This window comes from Rahnella sp. NRRL B-41462, assembly GCF_003263525.1.
GTDB lineage: Bacteria > Pseudomonadota > Gammaproteobacteria > Enterobacterales > Enterobacteriaceae > Rahnella > Rahnella aceris.
Window position 1 is genome coordinate 1 of sequence record NZ_JYDF01000065.1, and the last position, 23,352, is coordinate 23,352.

Sequence of the window (23,352 nt, forward strand, 5' to 3'; positions counted from 1 at the left end):
AAGTGACCGGCATTACGCTAAGCGCCCTTTTGTTATTACTGGCTCCCTCAATCCTTCAAATTATATCGAGGCAGCCAACGATGAGACTGTTTGAAGGATATAGGGAATTAACGATGTTTTTGTTCGGCCAGGTCACCCGGCATAGCACCCTGCATGCTGTGCCAGATTTCACCGCTCTGACGGCCATAATTACGCACACAATCCACAATCTGCTCATAGCTTTTCTCGTGGCAGATATCAGACAACTTTTTATAGAAAGTGATCGCCAGTTTGCGCGCTTCAGGATTGGAGAAGTAATAGCGTCCGACGCGCGTATAAAGACCGCGCAGTCCGTTGATGATCAAACCATAAATCGGGTTGCCAGAGGCGAATGCCAGACCACGGAAAATGCCGTAATCGAGCGCCGTAAAGGCTTCGGCATGATCTTCAACCTGAGTCGCTTTCGCGAGAACCTGTTGGGTTTCTTCCGGGTTGGTACGCATCGCCTTGCGGATAAAGATCGTCGCGATGTTGGTACGCACAGACAGCAAATTATCAATCAGCTGCGGTACGCTGTCATGATCCAGACGCGCCAGCGTTTCAAGAATATTCAGGCCGGATGTTTCCCAGAAATTATTCACTTTCGTCGGTTTACCGTGCTGAATGGTTAACCATCCATCGCGGGCAAGCCGCTGTAACACTTCACGCAATGTGGTTCGGGTTACACCAATGAGTTCTGAAAGCTCTCTTTCAGCAGGCAAAATTGAACCCGGAGGGAAGCGGCTATTCCAGATACTTTCGATGATATACTCTTCGGCAAAACCGGCAGGACTTTGTGCCTTAATAACCATGTGTTTGTCGTTCCGTGTGGGGCTTTTATTAGGGATATAGTTCATCTCATCATACCAGATGAAAATGCCCTGTTATAGCGTCCCGACGGAAGTAATGTTGAAACTGTGGGTGGGCTGACAGAATTTCACATTTTTCATGGATTTATTGCATCGCCCTTTATTATTGAAAAATCCAGTCAGACGATTAAACTTACCTATCTTTTTGAAACATTAATAAAATATATATAAAGGACCTTTGGGCAATATGGAAACAACCTACAGCCGCGCATTCATAAAGAATTTTCTTGGCCAGTCACCAAACTGGTACAAAATAGCAATTCTGGTTTTTCTGATTGTTAACCCGCTGATTTTCTTCCTCATCAGTCCCTTTATCGCGGGCTGGTTGCTGGTGATTGAGTTCATTTTCACATTAGGTATGGCGCTTAAATGCTACCCGCTTCAGCCGGGTGGATTGCTCGCCATCGAAGCCGTCATGATCGGCATGACCAGCGCAGGACGGATCCGCGAAGAAGTGTCTGCTAATCTGGAAGTCATCTTGCTGCTGATTTTCATGGTCGCTGGCATCTATTTCATGAAGCAGTTGCTGTTAACCGTGTTCACCAAATTGTTGTTGAATCTGCGCAATAAAATTGCCCTTTCACTGGCGTTTTGTTTTGCTGCCGCCTTTCTTTCCGCATTCCTGGACGCACTGACCGTTATTGCCGTGGTGATCAGCGTTTCAGTGGGCTTTTATTCCATTTATCACAACGTTGCTTCAAATCAGAATGAAAATACTGAGGTCAATGACGACAGCTCTTTTACCGGCAATCAGCAGCATCAGGCTGTGCTTGAACAATTCCGCGCATTTTTACGCAGCCTGATGATGCACGCCGGTGTCGGTACCGCGCTGGGTGGCGTGATGACGATGGTCGGCGAACCGCAAAACCTGATCATCGCGAAAAGCGCAGGCTGGCAATTCATCGATTTTCTGATCCGCATGTCGCCGGTCAGCGTGCCGGTCTTTTTCTGCGGATTTATTGTATGTGCGCTGGTAGAACGCTTCCGCTGGTTTGGTTATGGTGCGCAACTGCCACATCCGGTGTATGAAGTGCTTAAAAAGTTTGATCAAAAGAACAGCGAGAACAACACGAAGCAGGAGCGTATAAAACTGGCTGTGCAGGCGGTGATTGGTGTGTGGCTGATTGTTGCGCTGGCATTCCATCTCGCTGAGGTTGGCCTGATCGGCCTGACGGTGATTATCTTTGCAACCGCGTTATGTGGTGTGACGGATGAACATGCCATCGGCAAGGCATTCCAGGATTCACTGCCGTTCACTGCCCTGCTGACGGTATTTTTTGCCATTGTTGCCGTGATCGTCGAACAGCATCTGTTCAGCCCGATCATTCATTTTGTGCTTCAGGCTGCACCGTCCAACCAGCTTTCACTCTTTTACCTGTTCAACGGTTTGCTCTCATCGGTTTCAGATAACGTTTTCGTCGGTACGGTCTACATCAATGAAGCCAAATCGGCGCTGGAAAATGGCATTATCGATCTGAAACAATTTGAGATGCTGGCCGTGGCCATTAATACCGGCACCAACCTGCCTTCAGTGGCGACACCCAATGGTCAGGCAGCCTTCCTGTTCCTGCTGACTTCTGCCCTTGCACCGCTGATCCGGCTTTCTTACGGAAGGATGGTCTGGATGGCATTGCCGTACACTGTGGTCATGACACTCGTCGGCCTGTTGTGTGTTCAGTATCTGTTGCCCGATATGACCCAGTGGTACAGCGACATGGGATGGCTGAGTTTGCCCCCGGTAACTGAGATCATGCCGGTGCATTGATGAAGGAAAGATTGAGTCAGTAATCTCCTGTAAGCACCTTCACTCAGGAAATTACAGAATTTAAAGTCGAATTGTCCGATTTATATTAATTATTTACCGAATATTGATTCGGACAGGCTGGCAGCAGCAAGCAATTGGTTTACACTGCGTGTCAGTAGCTAACTGCAGGGAAAAATTTTCTATGTTGCAATATCTTAACCGCTGTTCACAAGGTCGCGGTGCATGGCTTCTGATGGCTCTGACTGCACTGGCACTTGAGCTGGTTGCATTGTATTTCCAACACGTGATGTTACTTAAGCCCTGTGTCATGTGTATTTATGAACGTTGTGCTCTGATGGGTATTCTGCTGGCTGGCCTCGTCGGTGCTATCGCACCTTCCACATGGTTACGCTATGCCGGGATCCTCATCTGGCTCTACAGTGCTTACGAAGGTATCCGCCTGTCATGGGAACACACCATGATTCAGTTGCACCCTTCTCCGTTCGCCACCTGTGATTTTGCCGCGCGTTTCCCAAGCTGGTTGCCACTGGACAAATGGTTCCCGTGGATGTTTATCGCCAGCGGTGATTGTGCAGAAAAACAGTGGGAATTCCTGTCACTGGGCATGCCACAGTGGCTGGTCGTGATTTTCAGCGTGTTTATGGTGATTGCTGTTCTGGTGCTGCTGGCTCAGTTCGTTAAACCAAAACGTCGCGATTTATTTGGTCGTTAATTCAGTCCTTGCTGACACGGAAAAGCGCCTCTGATGGCGCTTTTTTTATGTCTGTGGAGGAGAAGATGTTTTCCAAAACAGACGTGATGTATTATCTGCAGCGCCCGGTCAACACGGGCTTTCTGCCTCTGTGCTTTTTATTACCATTATTGGAACGTGCAATGAAAAATCTTCCCGTCTGGGCCATTTGGATCATTTGTGTTGGAGCCTGCGTCGCCTTCTGGGTCGTCGCTGGTTTCGTGTTATACGGTCTGTTTAAATAAAATTTAAACATCAGGGATAGAAATCGACAGTGACGTTTAACGGAAATGGAATGACAGGTATTAACGCGGGTGCAATGGCGGAGTTCCATTAATCCCGGCGTTGCTTTTGATCAGAGGTAAGATTTCCCCCTTCCCCCTTCTGCACACAACACACTGCACAAAAAAAGACCTACGTTTGTAAATTCGTCAATGCATTCTATGCTACGAGGGCTAAAAGATTTATCAGAGGAACAAAAATGTTCATTAAAGGATTTTCAAAAGGCTTTTTCATCGCAATTCTTTTTATCGTAACTTTGGCTTTCTTCGATGTATTAAGGCCTTACTACTCTTCCGTACTATGGGCCATTATTCTCGCCGTCATCTTCAATCCGTTAAAAAATCGGCTGAAACAGGTTGTCGGTGATCGCAACGGTGTGGTCTCTCTGCTGACCGTTTTGATAATTTGTCTGATTGTCTTCACCCCTCTGGCGATTATAACCTCGTCGCTGGCACTTGAATTCAATGCGGTTTATACCAAACTGCAGGGAAATCAGACACAGCTGCCCGTGATCCTGGCGGATTTCATCCATCATTTACCACGATGGGCACGGCACTTCCTGTCAGACCATGATCTCGACAGCACCGCTGAGATTCAGAAAAAACTTTCTGATGTGGCACTGCAAGGTAGTCAGTATCTGGCCGGCAGCGTTTTCGTAATAGGTAAGAGCACATTCGGCTTTGTCGTGGGTTTCGGCATCATGCTGTATATCCTGTTCTTCCTGATCAAGGATGGCGCTTACCTGGTCAATCTGACACTCGCCACCCTGCCGTTGTCACGGTATGTAAAGCATCATCTGTTTATGAAGTTTGCAGCAGTTTCTCGCGCGACAGTAAAAGGCACCGTTGTGGTGGCGGTTGTACAGGGCGCGCTGGGCGGTATTGCGTTTTACATCGCCGGTCTGGACGGAAGCCTGCTTTGGGGTGCTCTGATGGCGTTCCTGTCGATCATTCCGGCAGTGGGTTCAGCCATTATCTGGGTGCCTGCGGCGATTTATTTCTTCGCCTCCGGGATGCTGTGGCAGGGGATCTTTATTGTGGCCTTCTTCGTGGTGGTCATCGGCATCGTGGATAACGTGTTACGTCCGCTGCTGGTCGGCAAAGACACCAAAATGCCGGATTATCTTATCCTGGTCACCACACTTGGCGGTATGGAAGTATATGGCATCAATGGCTTCGTGATTGGCCCGCTGATTGCCGCGTTATTCATCGCCTGCTGGAACATTCTTTCCGGCCGGGATCATCAGAACAATACCGATGAGATTAATGAAGACTTTATCGAAGAAGGGAAAAACCATCCAGATGCCTGAGGCTCTCAGCAACTGCGACAATCCACCGAGTTTTACCAAATATGATTATGAAGTTTTCATAACCTGGCGTAGAAATAAGAAGCAATAGATACTCTTTGTCTGAAGGGGCAATGAATGAAAAATATCATCTTAAGTATGGTCGCAAAAATCTCCCACATGGAAGCGGATTCCAAGCAACTTACCGCACAGGTTGAGGCTCAGTCCCTTTTGCTGAGTGCTATATTTTTAACTGTCGGCAAAAATGGCGGCCCCCAGGAAATTATCGAAAGCGTGAACAAAGCCATCAACTCAGTGCTGGACTCTGCTGATGAGATGCTTAAATCAGACGCTAAGATTTTGTTCGAGCAATTCCAGGCACTCATTGAACTGACCCGACTGATTGATAAAGAAGATCCTGAACTGGATGCCGAAGCACTCAGCGCCATGAACGGTGTCAGACCCGACTCTGAGATTTAGTGTAAAAATTCGTAATAAAAAGCCCCGGCAATGATTGCCGGGGCTTTTTGTTTTCTGATTGCGGGCAAAATCGGTTATCTGGCCCAGCTTGGCTTATTCATGGCATGCAGGTGTCGGGAAGCAAAGTGATGTGAAGTAAGATTTAATCACGGTTTAAACAGAGTATTACCGCAAACTGAAGCGCTGCTTGGCACGTAGTAACATCGGTTTGCGGTAATTTTTTGCCCCGAATATGCCCCTCTTCTGCCCCGCGATTGTCTGCAGCATCTCTATGCCATATCTTAGTGACACCGGTTCTTCCACAACGAAGCTGAACCAGTCATCGTAAACCTGTCCCAGCCAATAGCCACCACCGTGCTCTTTGAGACGCTGGAAGAAGACATATCTGCCCGGCGGTATCCAGTCACGTGTCTCTCCTCGATACACGATATCAAAACCTAAATCCCTGCCCATAACTCACCTCATAAGTACTGTATATGCATACAGTATAGTCTCAGGCGTTTTGGATTGTGAAGGGCTTTGTATGGGTAGATTGGTGGAGGATGCAATATGAACTTTGCACAAAGGCGCCTCAATGCATGTGTCCGATCAAACTTTCACTAAAAATATTCATACATTCTGACGAATTGCAAACACAATACTTAGTAATAATTTACAATCATCGTGCCGATACACTCCTTTTATCCAAACAAGAGATATCACTCATGTCTTTACCTCCAAAAAGGTTATTTGCAATTGATTTTATGCGGGTTTTTTCTTTGCTTATGATTATTTTATTTCATTTCAATGTGGAGATGATAACCAGGAGGGGATATGGAGATATGATTTTATGGCACGGGAATGATTATTTTGATTTGGGTCAGATAGGAGTGGGGTTGTTTGTTATTATATCGGGGTATTCTCTGACAATGTCATCAGAGTTTATTAGCACTCGTGACTTTTACAAAAAGAGGCTTTTGAGAATATTTCCACAGTTTTACATTTCATACATTGCGTGTCTTTTTTTACTTTTTATTTTTAATGGATCTATATCATTTTCAGCCCCTACCGAAAACTTTATATTCACAGTCATGGGTTTTGATGGCTATCTAAATTATAAATTACAGACCTTTTATGTTACAGGTGAATGGTTCTTAGGTGCAATTATTTCATTATATGCTTTGTTCCCATTTATAAGGTCTGCTATATACAAACACCCCATCATCACGCTCTCATCTTCTTTGTTTGTTTTTCTGCTTAACTCACATTTATATTCGATTCTTTATACTGTTAATGAATGGAACAACATAGTCAGCATGGCGGTCCTTTTCATTTTTGGTGGTGTTGCAAAAGTTTTATTTTCAAATGGTGATATAAAGAACAAGTTTATTATCTCTGTTCTATGTGCTTTATATTTACTCGTCTTCATAAACGATAACATAGTGCTTACTAAAATAATAACTGCAATTTTTATATTTTGTATACTGATGCTTGTTTTTGAACTAAAGGCATTTTCGACAATGCACTCATCAATTCTAAACAAGCTTGCTGAGTTAAGCTTTGCCATATTCCTTGTTCATCACGTAATTATATATATAATTACAAGTATTAATTTCGACACAAGCTTTTTGCAAAATAAATATACTTTGTTTTCTATGTGCTTAATTTCTTCATTTATCTTTGGCAATATATGCCATTTATTAAACTGCTTGCTATTTAAAAAATATAGCCTTCCTTGGCGTCGTCATATTTTGTGATTATTTATTCTGCTTTGGTGAAGGTGCCAGTTGCTGGATTATAACTGTCACCAATGCCACCCTGAGCGGGGTCATCAACTTTAATTACATATGTGCCGTCTGGCGGTGACCACTGGTCTACATCAGCATTCCACCACACGCGATTAACAACGATATTTGTAACGCTATCTATTACTGCCCATGTGGCCAACTCTAAAGCTCCCATCATGCATACTCCCACACGATAAACATGCCTTTGGTTCCGTTTCCGCCATGTGTTGCGGCTGAGCTTGCAGGAACCCCGGCGCCGCCACCGCCATACCCGGTTGCATCGCCACCCTGACCGCTAGATGAGTTCCCGCCTCCAGAACCATATGGGGAGGTGCCGCCAAGCCCTGATGTGCATACCCCGCTGTATACGTTGCCGTTAAATCCTTGCATTCCTTGATTTACAACGCCACTTACTTGACCGCTTAAAGTTGGGATTGCCCCCGGTGTACCTGCTGCCGATGCCCAAAATGCTACAGATGTGCCTTGTGCACTTACGGGTCCACCTCCACCCCCGGGGATTACCATTAGAGAGCCAAAACTTGATGTACCGCCAGATGCACCTGCTGCGTAGCTTGCTGCCCCAATAGCGCCGATTGTTACTGCTACACCACTAAACCCTGAGGTATACCAAGCTTGTGCAGTACTCCCGCTTGCACCGCCAGAGCAGGCAGTTACAAAGGAAGAGCTAGTTGCAGTACTGCCGCCTCCATTGCCACCCGTGCCAACACCCTGCACGAAAATCTTATTTGTACCAGTCGTTGGTGTATAAGTGCTGTTGCTTGTGATGTATTTCACATCAAGCAATCTGCCCGGCGGCCCCATGACGTTATGGGAGGTCGAATTTACGAGGAGTGTTGTTTGATTCGAGGCTTTCGACGCGTTCTAGGCCGATGCGCTCGATGAGTCTGATGCGGTATTCGACTGCGTTACCACTGAGCTGCCGATTACAACGAGTGCAAGCAGAATGGCAGTTAAAAACATTGAACTTCAAGTGAGCTGCCGCGCCGCGTGACCGGTAGTGACTGGCATCTACCGCGCTGCCGGTTAGGTAATTGCTGGAACCCACTAACTCCCCTCCGCAACTGACGCAGACCTTGTTAAAATCGCGCATTCTGATATACCGATTAAACGCTGTCTGAGCTTCTTTCTGCCACTCTGAAACACCCTTGAGCTTTTCCCTTCGCCTCTTCAAGTCGTCGCGCTGGATGCGTTTCTGCTTGCGAGATTCACGCTCTGCTATCTCAGCATCACGTTGCTTGTTGAAGGTGATAGCGCATTTGTAGTTGTGGCAGACTTTTTGGAGAGAACTTCGAGGGGTGTATTCGGTAGAGCAGATTGCGCAGGATTTTTTCTTTGGCTCTTTGCGTAGCCTCGGGTCTTTGGTCGGAGTTTTCACCTTTCCTCCTCACTTTTAACCACAGCATAACCGCAAAATGCAGCCACCAGAGACGCCATCCATAAGAATGCAACCCCCGCAGCCGTGTCGCCTCCATACACTATGTTAAAACCGTTTATTGCGATGTATACGGTGAATCCGGCAAACCATACGAAGATAAATGCTAATATTGCTAAGAGATACTTAATCATCACTCTCACTCCTCATCTGTTCAGAAACCTCGACACCGCCCAGCGCAAAGAAGCTTTCGCAAGATTCGCAGACATACACTTCCGATTCGGCCAAGGCCATGCCACAAGCAGCGCACGGTGTAGAAACTGGTTCTCTTCCATCTGTCATATCCGGTTAGAGAACCACTGCGGATTACTGCGCGTGTGGTTCATCTACCAGGGGCAAAGGGTTAGGGAAAACCTTGGCGTCCCAGACACGGCAAAGAACCGGCGCATGGCTGGGGAGTTAAGGGAGTCAATTCGCTACGCCATCAAAACTGGAAACTTCAACTACGCCGCGCAGTTCCCTTCATCAAAACAGTTGCATAAGTTCGGTGTTGCGCAGTTGAACGTCACGATGGAGCAACTTGCGGAGAAATGGCTGGCCTTGAAGGAAATGGAAATCACTCGAAATGGAATTAACAGGTACCGGTCATACATCAAAATCTGCGTAGGGATTATTGGGGAAGACAGGCTGATTTCTTCTGTCACTAATGAAATGGTACTCGGCCTGAGAAGGGAGTTGCTGACTGGTTTTCAGATGGCTGGAATTCATCAGAAAACCCGACAACTCAAGAGGGGCCGCACAGTCAGAACAGTGAACGTCTACATGTCGTGCTTTGCAGGGATGATGGAATTTGCGGTAGCAAACGGATACATAGAACGTTCACCCTTCCTTGGGGTGAGCCCATTGAAGAAAAGCAAATCAGAACCAGATCCGTTAACGCGGGAGGAGTATGCGAGGCTTATAGAAGTTGCACCGTCACTTCAGGTAAAGAACATCTGGAGTCTGGCGGTGAATACAGGGATGAGGCACGGAGAGATATGTGCGCTGGCGTGGGAAGATATTGATCTCAGGGAATGGACGATAACTATTAGCCGAAATATGGCTGTTGTTAATCACTTCACGCCACCTAAAACAGAGAGCGGCAACCGAACCATCAAGTTGACGAACCCTGCGATTGAGGCGCTGAAGGAGCAAATGGCTTTAACGAGGATGGGGAAGCAAATAAAGGTAGATGTTCACCTTCGAGAATTTGGCAGAATTCGAAAAGATGATTGCACCTTTGTGTTCTCCCCTCGCCTGTCCGCCAGAAATGGTAAAGGTGGAGACTGGTACTCTCCGGGGGTGTTTAGCGGGACGTGGAACTTCGCTCTGAAGAAGGCCGGTATTCGTCATCGCAAAGCATACGAAACGAGACACACTTTCGCCTGTTGGGCATTGAGCGCCGGAGCGAATCCTAACTTTGTAGCAAACCAAATGGGTCACACATCTTCACAGATGGTGTATAGCGTTTACGGGAAGTGGATGAGCGAGAATAACAGTAATCAGATGGACATTTTAAACGCAGGATTTACGGGTGATGCCCCGTATATGCCCCGCGCTATATCACAGTGATGAAGTTCTTCAATCACTTCAGGTAGTTATCTGGCCCAGCTTGGCTTATTCAGGATGTGATCCTGCCAGTCTTCAACGTCGTCTTCGCGCACGGCGATGTAACGTACGGAGATCTGCGCTGTATGCATGGCCGATTTCGATGCTTTGTTCAGCAACGGATGCCAGGGAAGCAGCGGGCGTCCTTCGCCGATCAGGCGATAGGCGCAGGTTGGCGGCAGCCAGTCGAAGGTTGTCAGGTTTTCGCGGGTCAGTTTAATGCAATCTTCTTCCAGCGTGAAACGACGTTCATAGTTACGACACTGGCAAGACTTGATGTTGAGCTGGTTACAGGCGACGTTGGTGAAATAGATTTCATCGGTGTCTTCGTCGATCAGCTTATGCAGGCAGCATTGTCCGCAGCCGTCGCACAATGCTTCCCATTCTTCGTCGGTCATTTCAGACAGCGTTTTGTGCTGCCAAAAAGCGGGTTCAGTCATAATGTGCATCCGGTATAAAGAAAATGAGGGTGCTTATATAGACGCTTTAGCCTGCAGATGCAAGTAAAGCCGCCGGAAATGGGTTCCGGCGGAGAGGAAAAACGCCGTCAGATCACGCGGGAACTTACCTGTTTACCATTAAGTGTAGCCACAATTTCATCACCCGCTTTTAGCGGGCCGACGCCGTGTGGTGTACCGGTCAGAATGATATCGCCCGCGCGCAGCGTGAAGAAGCGGCTCATATAGGCAATCAGCGGCAGAAGCGGCGTCAGCATATCGCGGGTATTCCCGCTCTGACGCACTTCTCCATTGATCTCTAACCGCAGTTCAGCCTGTTGTGCATCACCAAATTCACTTACCGGAATAAATCCGCTCATCGGGCAGGAACCGTCAAACCCTTTGGCTTTTTCCCAGGGTTGTCCGGCTTGTTTGAACGTCGACTGCAAATCCCGCAGCGTCAGGTCAAGTGCCAGCCCGTAACCAGCGATAGCATTGGCGACGCGATCTTCCGTCGCCTGCTTCAGTGGTGTGCCGATAAGTACCGCCAGTTCGACTTCATGATGTACCGCACCGAGATCCTTCGGGATGACGATGGGTTGGCGGAAATCGCACAAAGCGGTTTCCGGCTTGATAAATAACACCGGTTCCGCCGCTTTCTGCCCGCCCATCTCTTTAATATGATCGGCGTAGTTACTGCCGACACACACGACTTTGTTGACCGGAAAATCCAGTAATGCGCCGTGCCAGTCTCTGTGTTGGTACATACAGCTACTCCTTGAAGTTAGGAATTTCAGCCGCTGAACGGATTATGCGGTGCTGGCGCTAACGGTGCAGAAGGCGCCGGAGTTGTCGCCGGTGCTAAATCGCCGGAAGCCACCGGTGACTGCGAGCCCATAATACCATCCGCCATCATGCCGATACTCAGCGCGAAATAGGTTGAACGGTTCCAGTGCATGATCGTACGGAAGTTATCGTAAACCAGGAACGCGCGCCCCTGCGTGTCATCCGGTGTGATAATCCATGAACGGGTCGCTGTCGACATTAGCGGGTTGCCGTCAACTTGCGTCACGCCGCGCTGCTGCCAGTAGCTGGCCGGATGCATCTGGTTATTTTTCAGCCCCGACAGAGCGCCATCAAAGTTAGCTGGTAATTTCACTTCCTGGCCCCAGCCCTGATCGCCTTTCCAGCCTTCTTTCGCCAAATAATTGGCCGTGGAAGCAAAAACATCATCGGTGTTTGCCCAGATGTCTATCTTGCCGTCGCCGTTACCGTCAGCGCCGTAAGTCAGATAAGAACTTGGCATAAACTGCGACTGCCCCATCGCACCCGCCCAGGAACCTTTCATCATGTCGCTGGTGGCTTTACCGGAATCGACAATTTTAAGCGCCGACATAAATTCTTTGGTGAAGAAGGCTTCACGACGTCCTTCGAAGGCCAGTGTGGCCAGCGCAGAGAATACATCCTCTTTACCCTGAATTTTGCCGAAGCTGCTTTCCATCGCCCATAACGCCACAATGTACTGCGGCTGAACCCCATAACGTTCGCTGGCTTTTGTCAGCGCAGGCAAATTACTCTGAAGCTGTTCCTGCCCCTGTTTAATCTTCCATTCAGGCAGAACGCGTGTCAGATAATCGTCGAGGGTAATTTTCTTTTCGAGCTGATTGCGATCTGAATTGATCACGCGGTCAACAAAATGAATGTTGGCGAAGGTGCTGTCGATGGTCTGCTGGCGGATCCCTTGTGAGAGCGCCTGTGCTTTGAGTTGTTCGACATAAGCCGGGAATTCCGCGGGGTCCCGCCCCTGTTCAGCCAGAGACGTTTTGCCAGAAGGCGCTGCCGGTGCGGCAGCAGCAGGCTGTGTTGCCGCAGTGGATGGTGTAGAGGGTTGCCCTGAGGTAGCTTTCTGTGCTGCACAACCACTGAGGATGATCAGCGGTGTTAACACGGCCAGTGCCGACAATTTCATCAATTTCTTCCTTTTGACTTCTGCAAGTGATTCATCGCTATAAGCTTTGAGCACGACCAAGATGAATGCAAGTCATGCCGTCTGAAAGTTCGAGGAGTGCCGAGACAAATGTCAGGAATGCGTTATTTACTGGCGTCGTTCAGATGAATATTCAATAAACTTTCTACCGGCGGTGGAACCTGCAGATAATAACCCTGCTCTTCCAGCGACTGACGCACTTTAGCAATATCTGCTGTGGCAAGTTTTTCACGGTTTGCCAGGTTTAGCATCATTGAGAACTGAGGCACGCCAAAACCTTTGAGTAATTCTTCAGGCACACGGGAAAAATCGTCTTTTTTTTCGACATACAGATAAGTCTGGTCGCGTTTAGTACTTCTATAGATCACACAAAGCATTTTTTTAACTCTATTTTATTGAAACGGTGGCTTGCCTAGATATAACTGTAACTATAACATGCTTATCGTACATCGGAATATCGCCCCCCGAGTGGTATTCCGGGGATTTAGAGTTGCTGAGACTGAGTCAGGATAGATGTCACAATCGCCAATAGAACTAAAAGGCAGCAGTTTTACCTTATCGGTTGTTCATTTACATAGTTCACAACCTGAGGTTATTTACCAGGCATTACAGGAAAAAGTGGAGCAAGCTCCAGCCTTTTTGAAAAATGCCCCTGTTGTTATCAACGTTGCCTCACTGACCGGTGAAGCAAACTGGAAAGACATTCAACAGGCTGTCGCTTCTGCAGGCTTTCGCATTGTTGGCATCAGTGGTTGCAAAGATGAGGCGCAAAAACGCGCACTTTCCCGCACCGGTTTACCGCTGCTGAGTGAAGGCCGCGCACAGCGTATCGCTGCAGAACCACCGGTTCCTGTCGTGCCCGACAATGCACCGGCTAAAACCCGCATTGTCAGTACTCCGGTCAGATCCGGCCAACAAATTTATGCCCGTAACAGCGACCTCATCGTGACCAACAGTGTCAGCGCAGGTGCGGAACTGATTGCCGATGGCAATATCCACATCTACGGCATGATGCGAGGCAGAGCGCTGGCTGGCGCAGCAGGCGATGCAAATTGTCAGATTTTTTGCACGCAGTTAGGCGCTGAACTAGTCTCTATCGCAGGGCAATACTGGTTGAGTGATCAAATCCCGGCCGATTATCTCGGTCAGGCAGCGCGCCTCAGCCTGTTAAATAATGTGTTAACCATACAACCTTTAAACTAAGCCCTTTTGACAAGGAATCCATTCATGGCACGCATCATAGTTGTTACATCGGGTAAAGGGGGCGTTGGCAAGACCACTTCAAGCGCGGCCATTGCTACCGGTTTAGCTCAAAAAGGCAAAAAGACTGTAGTTATCGATTTCGATATCGGTCTGCGTAATCTCGACCTGATTATGGGCTGTGAGCGCCGGGTGGTTTATGATTTCGTTAACGTGATCCAGGGTGATGCCACGCTGAATCAGGCGCTTATCAAAGATAAACGCACCGAAAACCTGTTTATTCTTCCGGCTTCGCAAACACGTGATAAAGACGCACTGACCCGCGAAGGCGTTGAGAAGATCCTGAACGATTTAGCCGAAATGGAATTTGATTTCGTGGTGTGCGATTCCCCTGCGGGCATCGAAACCGGCGCACTGATGGCGTTGTATTTCGCCGATGAAGCCGTGATCACCACCAACCCAGAAGTCTCTTCCGTTCGTGACTCCGACCGCATCCTGGGCATTTTGTCTTCAAAATCTCGCCGTGCGGAACAAGGCTTAGAGCCTATCAAAGAACATCTGCTTCTTACCCGTTACAACCCGGGCCGTGTCAGCCGTGGCGACATGCTGAGCATGGAAGATGTGCTGGAAATCCTGCGTATTCCTCTGATCGGGGTTATCCCGGAAGATCAGTCTGTACTGCGTGCGTCCAACCAGGGCGAGCCGGTCATTCTGGATCAGGAATCCGATGCAGGGAAAGCGTATGACGATACTGTCAGCCGTCTGCTTGGGGAAGAACGTGCATTCCGTTTCATTGAGGAAGAGAAGAAGAGTTTCCTGAAACGCCTTTTTGGGGGATAAACCATGGCATTGTTAGATTTCTTTCTGTCCCGCAAAAAATCGACAGCCAATATAGCCAAGGAACGGCTACAGATCATCGTAGCCGAACGGCGTCGAGGGGATAGTGAACCATCCTATCTGCCTGAACTGAAACGTGACATTCTGGCGGTCATCTGTAAGTACATTAAGATTGACCCAGAAATGTTGCAGGTTCAGTTCGAGCAAAAAGGTGACGATATTTCCGTACTGGAACTTAACGTCACCCTGCCAGAATCGGAAGAAACGCCTAAATGACAGCAGTCTGTTTGCTTTGTTCGCAGGTGTTTTTTTCAGCATAGCGCCCCCTGTTTTTTCAGGGGGCTACTGCTTTTTATCTCGTTCCCTTCCGCTATTCTCTTCCCGCCCCGAAATAACCACTGTATATAACCCCATTAAACAGGTTCTTTTTCCGTCTGTTTGTGCTTATTCCTGATAATTCTTGATTAAGACTTCTCTCATTTTAGCTGGAATTTAATATCCCCAGACTGGCCTGATTGCCGCTATTTTAGGATTAAGCGTTATCGGGAAATATAAAATAAAAAGAGCGGGACAATTGCCCGCTCTTTTTAACGCATATTCACTTTCCTTCTTAAAAGAAGGAATCAATAATTGCTCAAAATTTCATTCAGTCTTTCAGCTAACAACTTCCCGCGCCAGCCACTGATTAATTCAGGTTGTGATTCTTTATCTTTTAACTTCCAGTGATGGGTCAGTAACTGATTAATCTGGCGACGTGATGCCAGCATTTCAACGCTCAGTTTACTCTCTTCACTGACAGTCTGAATAAGTGCCTTAATATCCTTAAAGACTTTGCGGTAACCCGGCTGATCAATCAGGTTCAAAATCGGTGCGGGCAGTTCAGCTTCATCCAGTGCATTCGATTCCTCCACCAGCGCCAGCAACGTACGCCCGTGATAGCGAATCTCCGGGCCACTCAGACCAAGCGCTTCCAGCTCGCCCAGCGACGTTGGCTGATAGCGCGCCACCTGCCAGAGGTTTTCCTCACGTACTACAAAATTAACGGCCAGATCACGCTGACGGGCCTGGTTCAGGCGCCACGCGGCTAACAACTTCAGGCATCCCAACTGGCGTGGACGCAACTGAAAAGCGTTACTGATTTCCAGATAAGCCAGTTCCGGTTGCAGCACTTCCTTACGGCGGCGGCACAGAGCAAGACATTCATCCAGCGCGGCATCCATCCACCCTGCGTCTTGTGTTTCACGCATCAGTTGATCGGCCAGCGGCAGCAGATACCACACGTCAGCCGCAGCATAGACGCATTGCTTTTCGCTCAGCGGACGGGCTATCCAGTCAGTGCGCGATTCGCTTTTATCCAGCTCAACGCCGGTGGTTTCAGCCACCAGACGTGCAAAACCACAGGACAACGGGCGCCCGCTGAAAGCAGCGAGGATCTGCGTATCAATCAGCGGCGAAGGCATCACCCCAAAGGCATTCAGGAAAACTTCCAGATCTTCGCTGCCGGCATGCAGGAATTTGATGACATCAGGATCAACCAGCAAATCAATGAAGGGTTGCCAGGCGGTGATTGGCAATGGGTCGATCAGCGTCAGCCTTTCGCCATCGAATAACTGTATGAGCCCCAGTTGCGGATAATACGTGCGGGTACGGACAAATTCGGTATCCAGCGCAATTTTACTGTGCGCTTTGGCCTGAAGACAAACTTGCTCCAGCGCGTCATTGGTGGTGATCAACTCATAATTCAAAACATCATTCTCTTAATCATTACTGCGTTATAACGTGATAACGCCGGACATCGCCGGCGTTAAGAATCTGACTCTTTCTGACTGAACAGGCAATCCGCTATGCCGCATCCTGCTTCGGAGTGGCTTTCGGTTTCAGCTGCTCATCACGAAGTTCCCTTCTGAGAATTTTACCGACATTTGACTTCGGCAACTCGTCGCGGAACTCGACAATCTTCGGTACTTTGTAACCGGTTAATAACCGACGACAATGTGCGAGAAGCTCTTCGCTGGTCAGTGATGGGTCTTTCTTCACCACGCAAATTTTGACGATTTCACCCGACGACTCATCCGGCACGCCAATGGCGGCAACTTCGAGTACCTTGTCATGCTGTGAAACCACCTCTTCAATTTCGTTAGGGTAAACGTTGAAACCGGAAACCAGAATCATGTCTTTTTTACGGTCAACAATCCGTAAGAAGCCCTGCTCGTCCACTGTAACGATATCGCCCGTCGATAACCAGCCATCTTTTAGCACCTCATCGGTGGCGGAAGGCCGTTGCCAGTAACCCAGCATAACCTGCGGGCCTTTAACCCACAGCTCGCCAGGCTGGCCAGGCCCGACATCCTGGCCGTTATCATCCACGAGACGGACTTCCGTGGATGGCACTGGCAGACCGATACTGCCACTGTAATGTTTCAAATCATACGGGTTACCCGCCACCAGCGGTGAACATTCTGTCAGTCCGTAACCCTCCAGCAGATGTTTACCGGTCAGTTTTTCCCACTTCTCTGCCACTGATTTCTGCACCGACATTCCGCCGCCGACAGAAAGACGCAACGAGGAGAAGTCAAGCTCACGGAAATCTTCATTATTGAGCAACGCATTGAACAATGTATTCACGCCGCTGATAGCCGTGAAAGGATATTTCCCGAGTTCTTTGACCATCCCCGGCACGTCGCGCGGATTGGTGATGAGCAGGCTTTTACCGCCCAGTTCAAGGAACAGCAGGCAATTCACCGTCAGTGCGAAAATGTGATACAGCGGAAGTGCGGTTACCACCAGCTCATGTCCCGGCTGTAACAACGGCGCGTAGGCCGCTTTCGCCTGCTCGAGATTCGCCTGCATGTTGCGGTGGGTCAGCATCGCCCCTTTCGCCACGCCCGTCGTTCCGCCGGTATATTGCAGGAACGCCAGATCATTATTAATGATATCGGGCTTAATGTATTGCAGACGACGTCCGCGCTGTAAGGCGGTGCGGAAGGAAATCGCGTTCGGCAAGTGGTATTTAGGCACCAGCCGTTTGATATATTTCACCACAAAGTTAACCAGCGTCCCCTTCGCCGCAGAAAGCTGATCGCCCATTCGGGTCAGGATCACATGCTTAACCTGGGTTTTGTACACCACTTTTTCCAGGGTATGTGCAAAGTTTGAAACAATCACAATGGCACTGGCACCGCTGTCGTTGAGCTGATGCTCGAGTTCACGCGGCGTATACAGAGGATTGACGTTGACTACCACCATGCCGGCGCGCAATACGCCAAACAGGGCAATCGGGTATTGCAGCAGATTCGGCATCATCAGGGCAACGCGGTCGCCCTTCCTGAGCCCAAGCTCATTTTGCAAATAGGCGGCGAAAGCACGGCTGCGCTCTTCGAGCTTGCGGTAAGTCATCACCTCGCCCATGTTGATAAATGCCGCATTGTCAGCGTAACGCAACGTAGCATTTTCAAACATCTCGACCAGCGAACTGTAGCGGTCAGGGTCGATGTTCTCAGGAACATCTGCCGGATATCGTTTTAGCCAAACCTTTTCCAAGGTATCACTCCTGAAATCATGTTCTGTTGCCGTCTCTATTCGACGAGTTTTATCACGTCTTTAACAATATTTTAACTCAGCTTACCAGTTGCGTTTCAAACAATGTCGAGGTTGAGAGGCGGGTCACTTTTTCTGTGCCCTTACTTTGTCAACCGTCCATGGCAGAAAATAAAAAGGCGGCAATTAAGCCGCCTTAACAACGCTTCTCTTCAGGTCATTTCCCGGGCAGCGGCACAACAGAATGCGTCGCTGCCGGTTTTACTGTTGCCGGGGGAAGCGCGCCATGAGAAGGCGGAGCTCCACGCGGCGGCGGCGGTCTATTCGGTGACGACGCTTTCGACCCGGGCCGGTGCTGTATTATACCAGCCGGGACCCCAACCGGGCCCAAACCCCCGCCCCCAGGAATCATACGGCCCGCCAAAACCATAGCCCCACGGGCCGATAGGTTGCGGAGGCATGACGACCTGTTGCTGTATCCGCCAGCGTTTGTAGCTGTTGACATTAACGGTAACGAAATCATAAGACGTCTGGCCGATGGTGCCCTTTTCCACGCCGGTAATTGGCCCGACGACGGTCACTAACTGATTGCGGTAATCCACCGGATCCACAAAACCGTTAATGTAAGCCATGATGCGTCCGCGTGATGCTGCCCCTAAAATCGGGCGAGCGCCCTCATCCAGCGGAACAGTTGCGATTTCCAGACGCGTCTTGTTTTGCAGGTTGGTTACGGCAATCACTTTGCCGCCAAAACGCGACTCCTGCCCGACGTACAAATTCGGCGCGCCCTGCACGGCCTGTAAATTCATTTGCGGCGTAGCCGTGGTCCCACGAATTTCATCGGGCACGGTGACACACCCTGATAATACCAACACGCTGAGTGCAACAGCACTCAGCACCATTTTCTTACCCGTTACACCTGATAACTGCTGAACAACAGACCACTTACGCATTACGATGACTCCTGTGCAAACTCTTCATTTTGACCGTCTTTTGATGCACAAGTTGCCATGACTTATCGGCCTGGCAGCTTTTTCCACGTAACTTCATTACGCAGGTAAGTCGGTTCAGCATCTTCCGGATTAACGCGAATACCGTTTTCCCAGAGCTGCAGCGCCAGCGGCAACATATCTTCCGCCTGCGGCAGTAACATTTTTCCATCAAATAAATCCGCCGCCGGGGATTCACCCAGTAAATGCGGATAGGCTTCCCAGCCCGTACCCACGGTGGCAAAGCGCCCGTTTCGCTCAACGGTACGCGCCAGCAGTTGTTCAGGTTTGATGACCGTCTCGGTATTTTCACCGCTCCAGACACCTTGTGTATTGCGGGTAAATTCACCCCAGTACACTTCGCCCATGCGGGCATCAATGGCTGCCAGCACCTGTTCCGCGCCGGTCTGGCGGTAAGCACCCTGCGCCATGGTGAGTAAGGTGGAGACGGGCAACAAAGGCAGTTCTGCGCCGAGCGATAAGCCTTGCGCGATACCTATGCCGATGCGCACACCGGTAAAACTACCCGGTCCCCGGCCGAAGGCCAGTGCGTCGAGTTGTTTCAGGGAAAGCCCCGCTTCGGCGAGGATCTGCTGCACCAGTGGCAGAATGCGCTGCGTATGTTCGCGGGCGCAAAGTTCAAAATGAGCGAGCGTTTCGCCCTGATCGTAAAGCGCAACCGAACAGGCTTCTGTCGCCGTATCAATTGCTAAAATTCGCGTGGACATGCCAAACCTCAGGCGGGAAATTAATAAGTTATACCCTCAATACCTCGCGCGCAGTCAACGCATCTGCAACGTGAAATATGACGGGTATAAGAACCTTTTTCGGGGCGGCATCTTAGCATAAACAAAGGGCTAATTCTGCTCTTCAGCGTTTTGTAAAAAGCGGATCGCTTGCGTCAGATCTCGCGTGCGTGGCGTCGGCGGCAAACTGTTGAGAAAAACTTCACCATAGGGACGCATTACCAGCCTGTTATCGCAAATCACCATCACCCCGCGATCATCCGTATCACGGATCAAACGTCCGACACCCTGTTTAAGCGTAATGACAGCATCCGGTAATTGTACGTCATTGAACGGATCTCCGCCGCGCAGACGGCAATCCTCAATACGGGCTTTAAGCAATGGATCGTCAGGCGACGTGAATGGCAGTTTGTCGATAATTACGCACGACAGCGCGTCACCGCGCACGTCCACCCCTTCCCAGAAACTGCTGGTGGCGACCAGTAATGCGTTACCGGCTTCGACAAACTGCGCCAGCAACTGGCCCTTGCTGGTTTCGCCCTGCAACAAAACCGGCAGCGTCAGGCTGGCCCTGAATTCTTCCGCCAGTTCACGCATCATTTTGTGAGACGTACACAGGAAAAAACAGCGGCCTTTATTAGCTTCGATAAGCGGGCGCAACATCCGCGCCAGCTGTTTCGAACTGCCCTGCACATTTGATTCAGGCAGAAAGCGCGGAACGCACAACAGCGCCTGTTTGGCGTAATCGAACGGGCTCGGCAGCAGCAACGTTTCTGCCTCATCCAGCCCCAGACGCTCAGTAAAATGATGCAGCTGATCGTTCACCGAAAGCGTTGCCGAGGTGAAAATCCACGCCCCCGGTTTTTCTTTCATCATCTCGCTGAATTTGTCGGTCACCGACAAGGGAGTCAGCGCCAGGACGAAATGGCGTGAATTACATTCGTACCAGTAACTGTAACCGGGGATCGACACGTCTTTCAGGCGTTTGAGACGGTTGCGGTAAAGCGTGGCGCGCTCGAAAGCCGCATCCAGCAACGCAGAACGGCCGAGGGACAATTTAACCACGTCGTAGCAAAGTTCCAGCGCGTCATCGAGCAACAGTAAGGCACGCTGAATGGCGGGCTGACTGAGAACATCGCGAAGATTGCCGCGAAAACCGGGCTCGCCGAGCGCCAGACGGAAATCCATCGTGCTCTGGCTAAGCCGGTCAGCGCTTTTCTGCAACTGCACAGAGTCACGGACTTCCGTGCGGTAAGCAATAGTAATGTCTTTTGCCATATCAAGCAGCTGGCGGCTGGTGACCTGCTGGCCAAAATACTGGCTGGCGATGTCAGGGATCTGATGGGCTTCGTCGAAAATCATCACGTCAGCTTCGGGGATCAGCTCACCAAAGCCGCTCTCCTTCACCACCATGTCCGCCATAAACAGATGATGGTTCACCACCACCACATCGGCGTCCATAGCCTTACGGCGGGCTTTTACCACAAAGCATTCTTTATACAGCGGGCAGTCACTCCCCAGACAGTTGTCGTTGGTACTGGTCACCAGCGGCCAGACAAAGCTGTCTTCCGGTACCACGGTGCAGGTGCTGATATCGCCCTCTTCCGTGCTGCTCGACCAGTGACGCAGATGCGCCAGTTCGCTGAGTGCCTGGCTGGCAAGATCGCCGCCGGAGAGCGATTGCTGCTCCAGACGTTCCAGACATAAATAGTTTGAGCGCCCTTTCAGCAGCGCCAGACGGCCCTTGAAATTCAGCGCGCTGGCAACTTTGGGCAAATCGCGGGAATAAAGCTGATCCTGTAAGTTTTTCGAACCGGTGGAGATAATGACTTTTTTGCCGGAGCGCAATGCCGGTGCCAGATACGCGTAGGTTTTACCGGTACCAGTACCGGCTTCCACCACCAGCCCTTGCTTACCGCTGATGGCTTTGCTGACAGCCTGCGCCATCAGACGCTGAGGTTCACGGGGTTTAAAACCTTCAATTTTCTGCGCCAGTGCGCCGTCTGTTGCGAAATCGTCTGTCACTCTGTCTCTCTACCTGTACGGATCAGCAGTGATTATGCCAATCCCTCGCCCCGACTACCACCGCCATCTGCCAATCCAACGTATTCATCCTTTGTGATACCCTTAGCGGCATCATAAAAAAGTGACTAACTGGAGCCATAATATGACCATCGAGCGTATCCGACCTGAGCCACGGATGTCCGACATCGTTATCCATAACAACACCATTTATTACACGGCAGTGCCGGAAAATCTGGACGCGAATGCAAAAGACCAGACCGCAGAAACGCTGGCCATTATCGATGCTGCGCTAACGGAAGCGGGCTCGGATAAGAGCAAAATTCTCGATGCCACACTGTTTCTGGTCAATAAAGAAGATTTCCCGGCGATGAATGAAGCCTGGGATGCCTGGGTATCACCGGGCAATGCACCGGTACGCTGCACGGTTCAGGCTAACCTGATGAATCCGAAATATAAAATTGAAATCAAGATCATTGCCGCACGCTAAGCACTGATCAGCAGACATAAAAAAACCTCCCGCGGGAGGTTTTTCATTTTCAGCACGTCGCTGTTTTAGATCTTTGCACCGGCGACCGCTTCTTTCGCCAGCTGAGTAATGCGTGCGTAATCACCGCTTTCCAGCGCATCGGCTGGCACCAGCCATGAACCACCGATACACAGCACGCTTTTCAGCGCCAGGTAATCACGGTAGTTCGCCGGCGAAATCCCGCCAGTCGGGCAGAAACGCACCTGCGGGAACGGACCGGCAATCGCCTGCAACGCTTTCACGCCGCCATTGGCCTCAGCCGGGAAGAACTTAAATTCGCGCAGACCAGCATCCAGACCCATCATCAGTTCGGATACCGTACAAATCCCCGGGATTAAAGGAATAGAACCGGCATTGGCTGCTTTCAGCAAAGCATCAGTCAGGCCAGGGCTAATCGCAAACTGGGCACCCGCCTCGGTCACTTCAGCCAGTTGCTCTGGATTGAGTACCGTACCTGCGCCAATGATAGCGTCCGGCACTTCTTGAGCAATGGCACGGATCGCATCCATCGCGCATGGGGTGCGCAACGTCACTTCCAGCACACGGACGCCACCCGCAACCAGCGCTTTAGCCAGCGGAACCGCATGCTCCAGTTTGTTGATAACAATCACAGGAACAACCGGCCCTGAGGTCAGAATTTGTTCCGCGCTTGTTTTCCAGTTTTTCATCTTGTTCTCCATTCATGCCCGCAGGCACCGTTGTGATTGATGGCGCGCCCCTGCCACAGGGACCAGCAGAATTTAAACCCTGCCAGTAACCGACCACACCCGATTGGACGATACTACTCTCCCCGTCATACTTGAAGCCGCAGCGGCGTTGGCTGCGCTTGTTCA

At 49.9% G+C, this 23,352-nt stretch carries 26 protein-coding genes; 11 read left to right on the plus strand and 15 right to left on the minus strand.

Features of this window, described 5'->3' with window-relative positions; all coding sequences use genetic code 11:
* Window positions 1-107: 107 nt before the first annotated feature.
* The gene (fadR, locus tag UC14_RS16405; RefSeq protein WP_013575335.1) at window positions 108-830 is read right to left on the minus strand and encodes a fatty acid metabolism transcriptional regulator FadR; all 723 of its coding nucleotides are present in this window, start codon (window positions 828-830) and stop codon (window positions 108-110) included.
* A 244-nt stretch (window positions 831-1,074) separates the two neighbouring features.
* On the opposite strand from fadR, the gene nhaB reads away from it, so the two are divergent.
* The 5 genes from nhaB to iraP all read left to right on the plus strand — a co-directional run bounded on the left by nhaB (window position 1,075) and on the right by iraP (window position 5,429).
* Window positions 1,075-2,652 (plus strand): sodium/proton antiporter NhaB, encoded by a 1,578-nt coding sequence (gene nhaB / locus UC14_RS16410; protein WP_013575334.1) that lies wholly within the window; start codon window positions 1,075-1,077, stop codon window positions 2,650-2,652.
* Between the two features lie 181 nt (window positions 2,653-2,833).
* Entirely contained in the window at window positions 2,834-3,364 is a 531-nt protein-coding gene (gene dsbB, locus UC14_RS16415) for a disulfide bond formation protein DsbB (protein ID WP_013575333.1), read from the plus strand.
* A gap of 65 nt (window positions 3,365-3,429) precedes the next feature.
* On the plus strand, window positions 3,430-3,627 hold the full coding sequence (locus tag UC14_RS16420; RefSeq protein ID WP_013575332.1) for a hypothetical protein: 198 nt from the start codon (window positions 3,430-3,432) through the stop codon (window positions 3,625-3,627).
* A gap of 236 nt (window positions 3,628-3,863) precedes the next feature.
* Entirely contained in the window at window positions 3,864-4,973 is a 1,110-nt protein-coding gene (locus UC14_RS16425; protein WP_013575331.1) for an AI-2E family transporter, read from the plus strand.
* Between the two features lie 114 nt (window positions 4,974-5,087).
* Window positions 5,088-5,429: an anti-adapter protein IraP gene (gene iraP / locus UC14_RS16430; protein WP_013575330.1), complete on the plus strand. Its 342-nt coding sequence runs from the start codon at window positions 5,088-5,090 to the stop codon at window positions 5,427-5,429.
* Window positions 5,430-5,594: 165 nt separating this feature from the next.
* Here iraP and UC14_RS16435 read toward each other — a convergent pair whose 3' ends face one another.
* Window positions 5,595-5,882, minus strand: a complete 288-nt coding sequence (locus UC14_RS16435) for a hypothetical protein (protein ID WP_198670080.1) — start codon at window positions 5,880-5,882, stop codon at window positions 5,595-5,597.
* A 56-nt stretch (window positions 5,883-5,938) separates the two neighbouring features.
* Between UC14_RS16435 and UC14_RS16440 the strand changes: the two genes are divergently transcribed.
* Entirely contained in the window at window positions 5,939-7,165 is a 1,227-nt protein-coding gene (locus tag UC14_RS16440; protein WP_112151905.1) for an acyltransferase, read from the plus strand.
* A 4-nt stretch (window positions 7,166-7,169) separates the two neighbouring features.
* Here the strand turns inward: UC14_RS16440 and UC14_RS16445 are convergent, their stop codons facing one another.
* The 3 genes from UC14_RS16445 to UC14_RS16455 form a co-directional block, all read right to left on the minus strand.
* Window positions 7,170-7,373: a hypothetical protein gene (locus UC14_RS16445; RefSeq protein WP_112151904.1), complete on the minus strand. Its 204-nt coding sequence runs from the start codon at window positions 7,371-7,373 to the stop codon at window positions 7,170-7,172.
* 648 nt (window positions 7,374-8,021) lie between these two features.
* Window positions 8,022-8,591, minus strand: a complete 570-nt coding sequence (locus UC14_RS16450; protein WP_112151903.1) for a recombination protein NinG — start codon at window positions 8,589-8,591, stop codon at window positions 8,022-8,024.
* Complete coding sequence (locus UC14_RS16455) at window positions 8,588-8,782, minus strand: hypothetical protein (RefSeq protein WP_112151902.1); 195 nt, start codon at window positions 8,780-8,782, stop codon at window positions 8,588-8,590. The genes UC14_RS16450 and UC14_RS16455 overlap by 4 nt, the downstream gene beginning before the upstream one ends.
* 175 nt (window positions 8,783-8,957) lie before the next feature.
* On the opposite strand from UC14_RS16455, the gene UC14_RS16460 reads away from it, so the two are divergent.
* Complete coding sequence (locus UC14_RS16460) at window positions 8,958-10,199, plus strand: tyrosine-type recombinase/integrase (protein WP_255563073.1); 1,242 nt, start codon at window positions 8,958-8,960, stop codon at window positions 10,197-10,199.
* Window positions 10,200-10,225: 26 nt separating this feature from the next.
* Here UC14_RS16460 and UC14_RS16465 read toward each other — a convergent pair whose 3' ends face one another.
* The 4 genes from UC14_RS16465 to UC14_RS16480 form a co-directional block, all read right to left on the minus strand.
* Window positions 10,226-10,675: a YcgN family cysteine cluster protein gene (locus tag UC14_RS16465; RefSeq protein ID WP_013575329.1), complete on the minus strand. Its 450-nt coding sequence runs from the start codon at window positions 10,673-10,675 to the stop codon at window positions 10,226-10,228.
* A 107-nt stretch (window positions 10,676-10,782) separates the two neighbouring features.
* On the minus strand, window positions 10,783-11,439 hold the full coding sequence (locus UC14_RS16470) for a fumarylacetoacetate hydrolase family protein (protein WP_013575328.1): 657 nt from the start codon (window positions 11,437-11,439) through the stop codon (window positions 10,783-10,785).
* Window positions 11,440-11,465: 26 nt separating this feature from the next.
* Window positions 11,466-12,641 carry a lytic transglycosylase domain-containing protein gene (locus UC14_RS16475; protein ID WP_112198061.1) on the minus strand — a complete coding sequence of 392 codons (1,176 nt, stop codon included), beginning with the start codon at window positions 12,639-12,641 and terminating at the stop codon, window positions 11,466-11,468.
* A gap of 122 nt (window positions 12,642-12,763) precedes the next feature.
* Window positions 12,764-13,036 (minus strand): YcgL domain-containing protein, encoded by a 273-nt coding sequence (locus UC14_RS16480; protein ID WP_013575326.1) that lies wholly within the window; start codon window positions 13,034-13,036, stop codon window positions 12,764-12,766.
* A gap of 136 nt (window positions 13,037-13,172) precedes the next feature.
* Between UC14_RS16480 and minC the strand changes: the two genes are divergently transcribed.
* From minC to minE, 3 genes are read left to right on the plus strand one after another with little or no spacing between them, the layout of a single operon-like run.
* Window positions 13,173-13,862 (plus strand): septum site-determining protein MinC, encoded by a 690-nt coding sequence (minC, locus tag UC14_RS16485; RefSeq protein WP_013575325.1) that lies wholly within the window; start codon window positions 13,173-13,175, stop codon window positions 13,860-13,862.
* Window positions 13,863-13,886: 24 nt separating this feature from the next.
* Complete coding sequence (gene minD / locus UC14_RS16490) at window positions 13,887-14,699, plus strand: septum site-determining protein MinD (protein ID WP_013575324.1); 813 nt, start codon at window positions 13,887-13,889, stop codon at window positions 14,697-14,699.
* 3 nt (window positions 14,700-14,702) lie between these two features.
* Window positions 14,703-14,972, plus strand: coding sequence for a cell division topological specificity factor MinE (minE, locus tag UC14_RS16495; RefSeq protein ID WP_013575323.1), 270 nt, complete (start codon window positions 14,703-14,705; stop codon window positions 14,970-14,972).
* A gap of 347 nt (window positions 14,973-15,319) precedes the next feature.
* Here minE and rnd read toward each other — a convergent pair whose 3' ends face one another.
* From rnd to UC14_RS16520, 5 genes are all read right to left on the minus strand, one after another.
* Window positions 15,320-16,441: a ribonuclease D gene (rnd, locus tag UC14_RS16500; protein WP_013575322.1), complete on the minus strand. Its 1,122-nt coding sequence runs from the start codon at window positions 16,439-16,441 to the stop codon at window positions 15,320-15,322.
* Window positions 16,442-16,538: 97 nt separating this feature from the next.
* Complete coding sequence (fadD, locus tag UC14_RS16505; RefSeq protein ID WP_013575321.1) at window positions 16,539-18,236, minus strand: long-chain-fatty-acid--CoA ligase FadD; 1,698 nt, start codon at window positions 18,234-18,236, stop codon at window positions 16,539-16,541.
* Window positions 18,237-18,553: 317 nt separating this feature from the next.
* Window positions 18,554-19,186: a Slp family lipoprotein gene (locus UC14_RS16510; RefSeq protein WP_112198062.1), complete on the minus strand. Its 633-nt coding sequence runs from the start codon at window positions 19,184-19,186 to the stop codon at window positions 18,554-18,556.
* Between the two features lie 62 nt (window positions 19,187-19,248).
* Entirely contained in the window at window positions 19,249-19,950 is a 702-nt protein-coding gene (tsaB, locus tag UC14_RS16515; protein ID WP_015689882.1) for a tRNA (adenosine(37)-N6)-threonylcarbamoyltransferase complex dimerization subunit type 1 TsaB, read from the minus strand.
* Between the two features lie 129 nt (window positions 19,951-20,079).
* Window positions 20,080-21,993: an ATP-dependent DNA helicase gene (locus UC14_RS16520; protein ID WP_037034682.1), complete on the minus strand. Its 1,914-nt coding sequence runs from the start codon at window positions 21,991-21,993 to the stop codon at window positions 20,080-20,082.
* 142 nt (window positions 21,994-22,135) lie between these two features.
* Between UC14_RS16520 and UC14_RS16525 the strand changes: the two genes are divergently transcribed.
* Window positions 22,136-22,480 carry a RidA family protein gene (locus UC14_RS16525; protein ID WP_013575317.1) on the plus strand — a complete coding sequence of 115 codons (345 nt, stop codon included), beginning with the start codon at window positions 22,136-22,138 and terminating at the stop codon, window positions 22,478-22,480.
* Window positions 22,481-22,545: 65 nt separating this feature from the next.
* Here UC14_RS16525 and UC14_RS16530 read toward each other — a convergent pair whose 3' ends face one another.
* The gene (locus UC14_RS16530) at window positions 22,546-23,187 is read right to left on the minus strand and encodes a bifunctional 4-hydroxy-2-oxoglutarate aldolase/2-dehydro-3-deoxy-phosphogluconate aldolase (protein WP_112198063.1); all 642 of its coding nucleotides are present in this window, start codon (window positions 23,185-23,187) and stop codon (window positions 22,546-22,548) included.
* Window positions 23,188-23,352 lie beyond the last annotated feature (165 nt).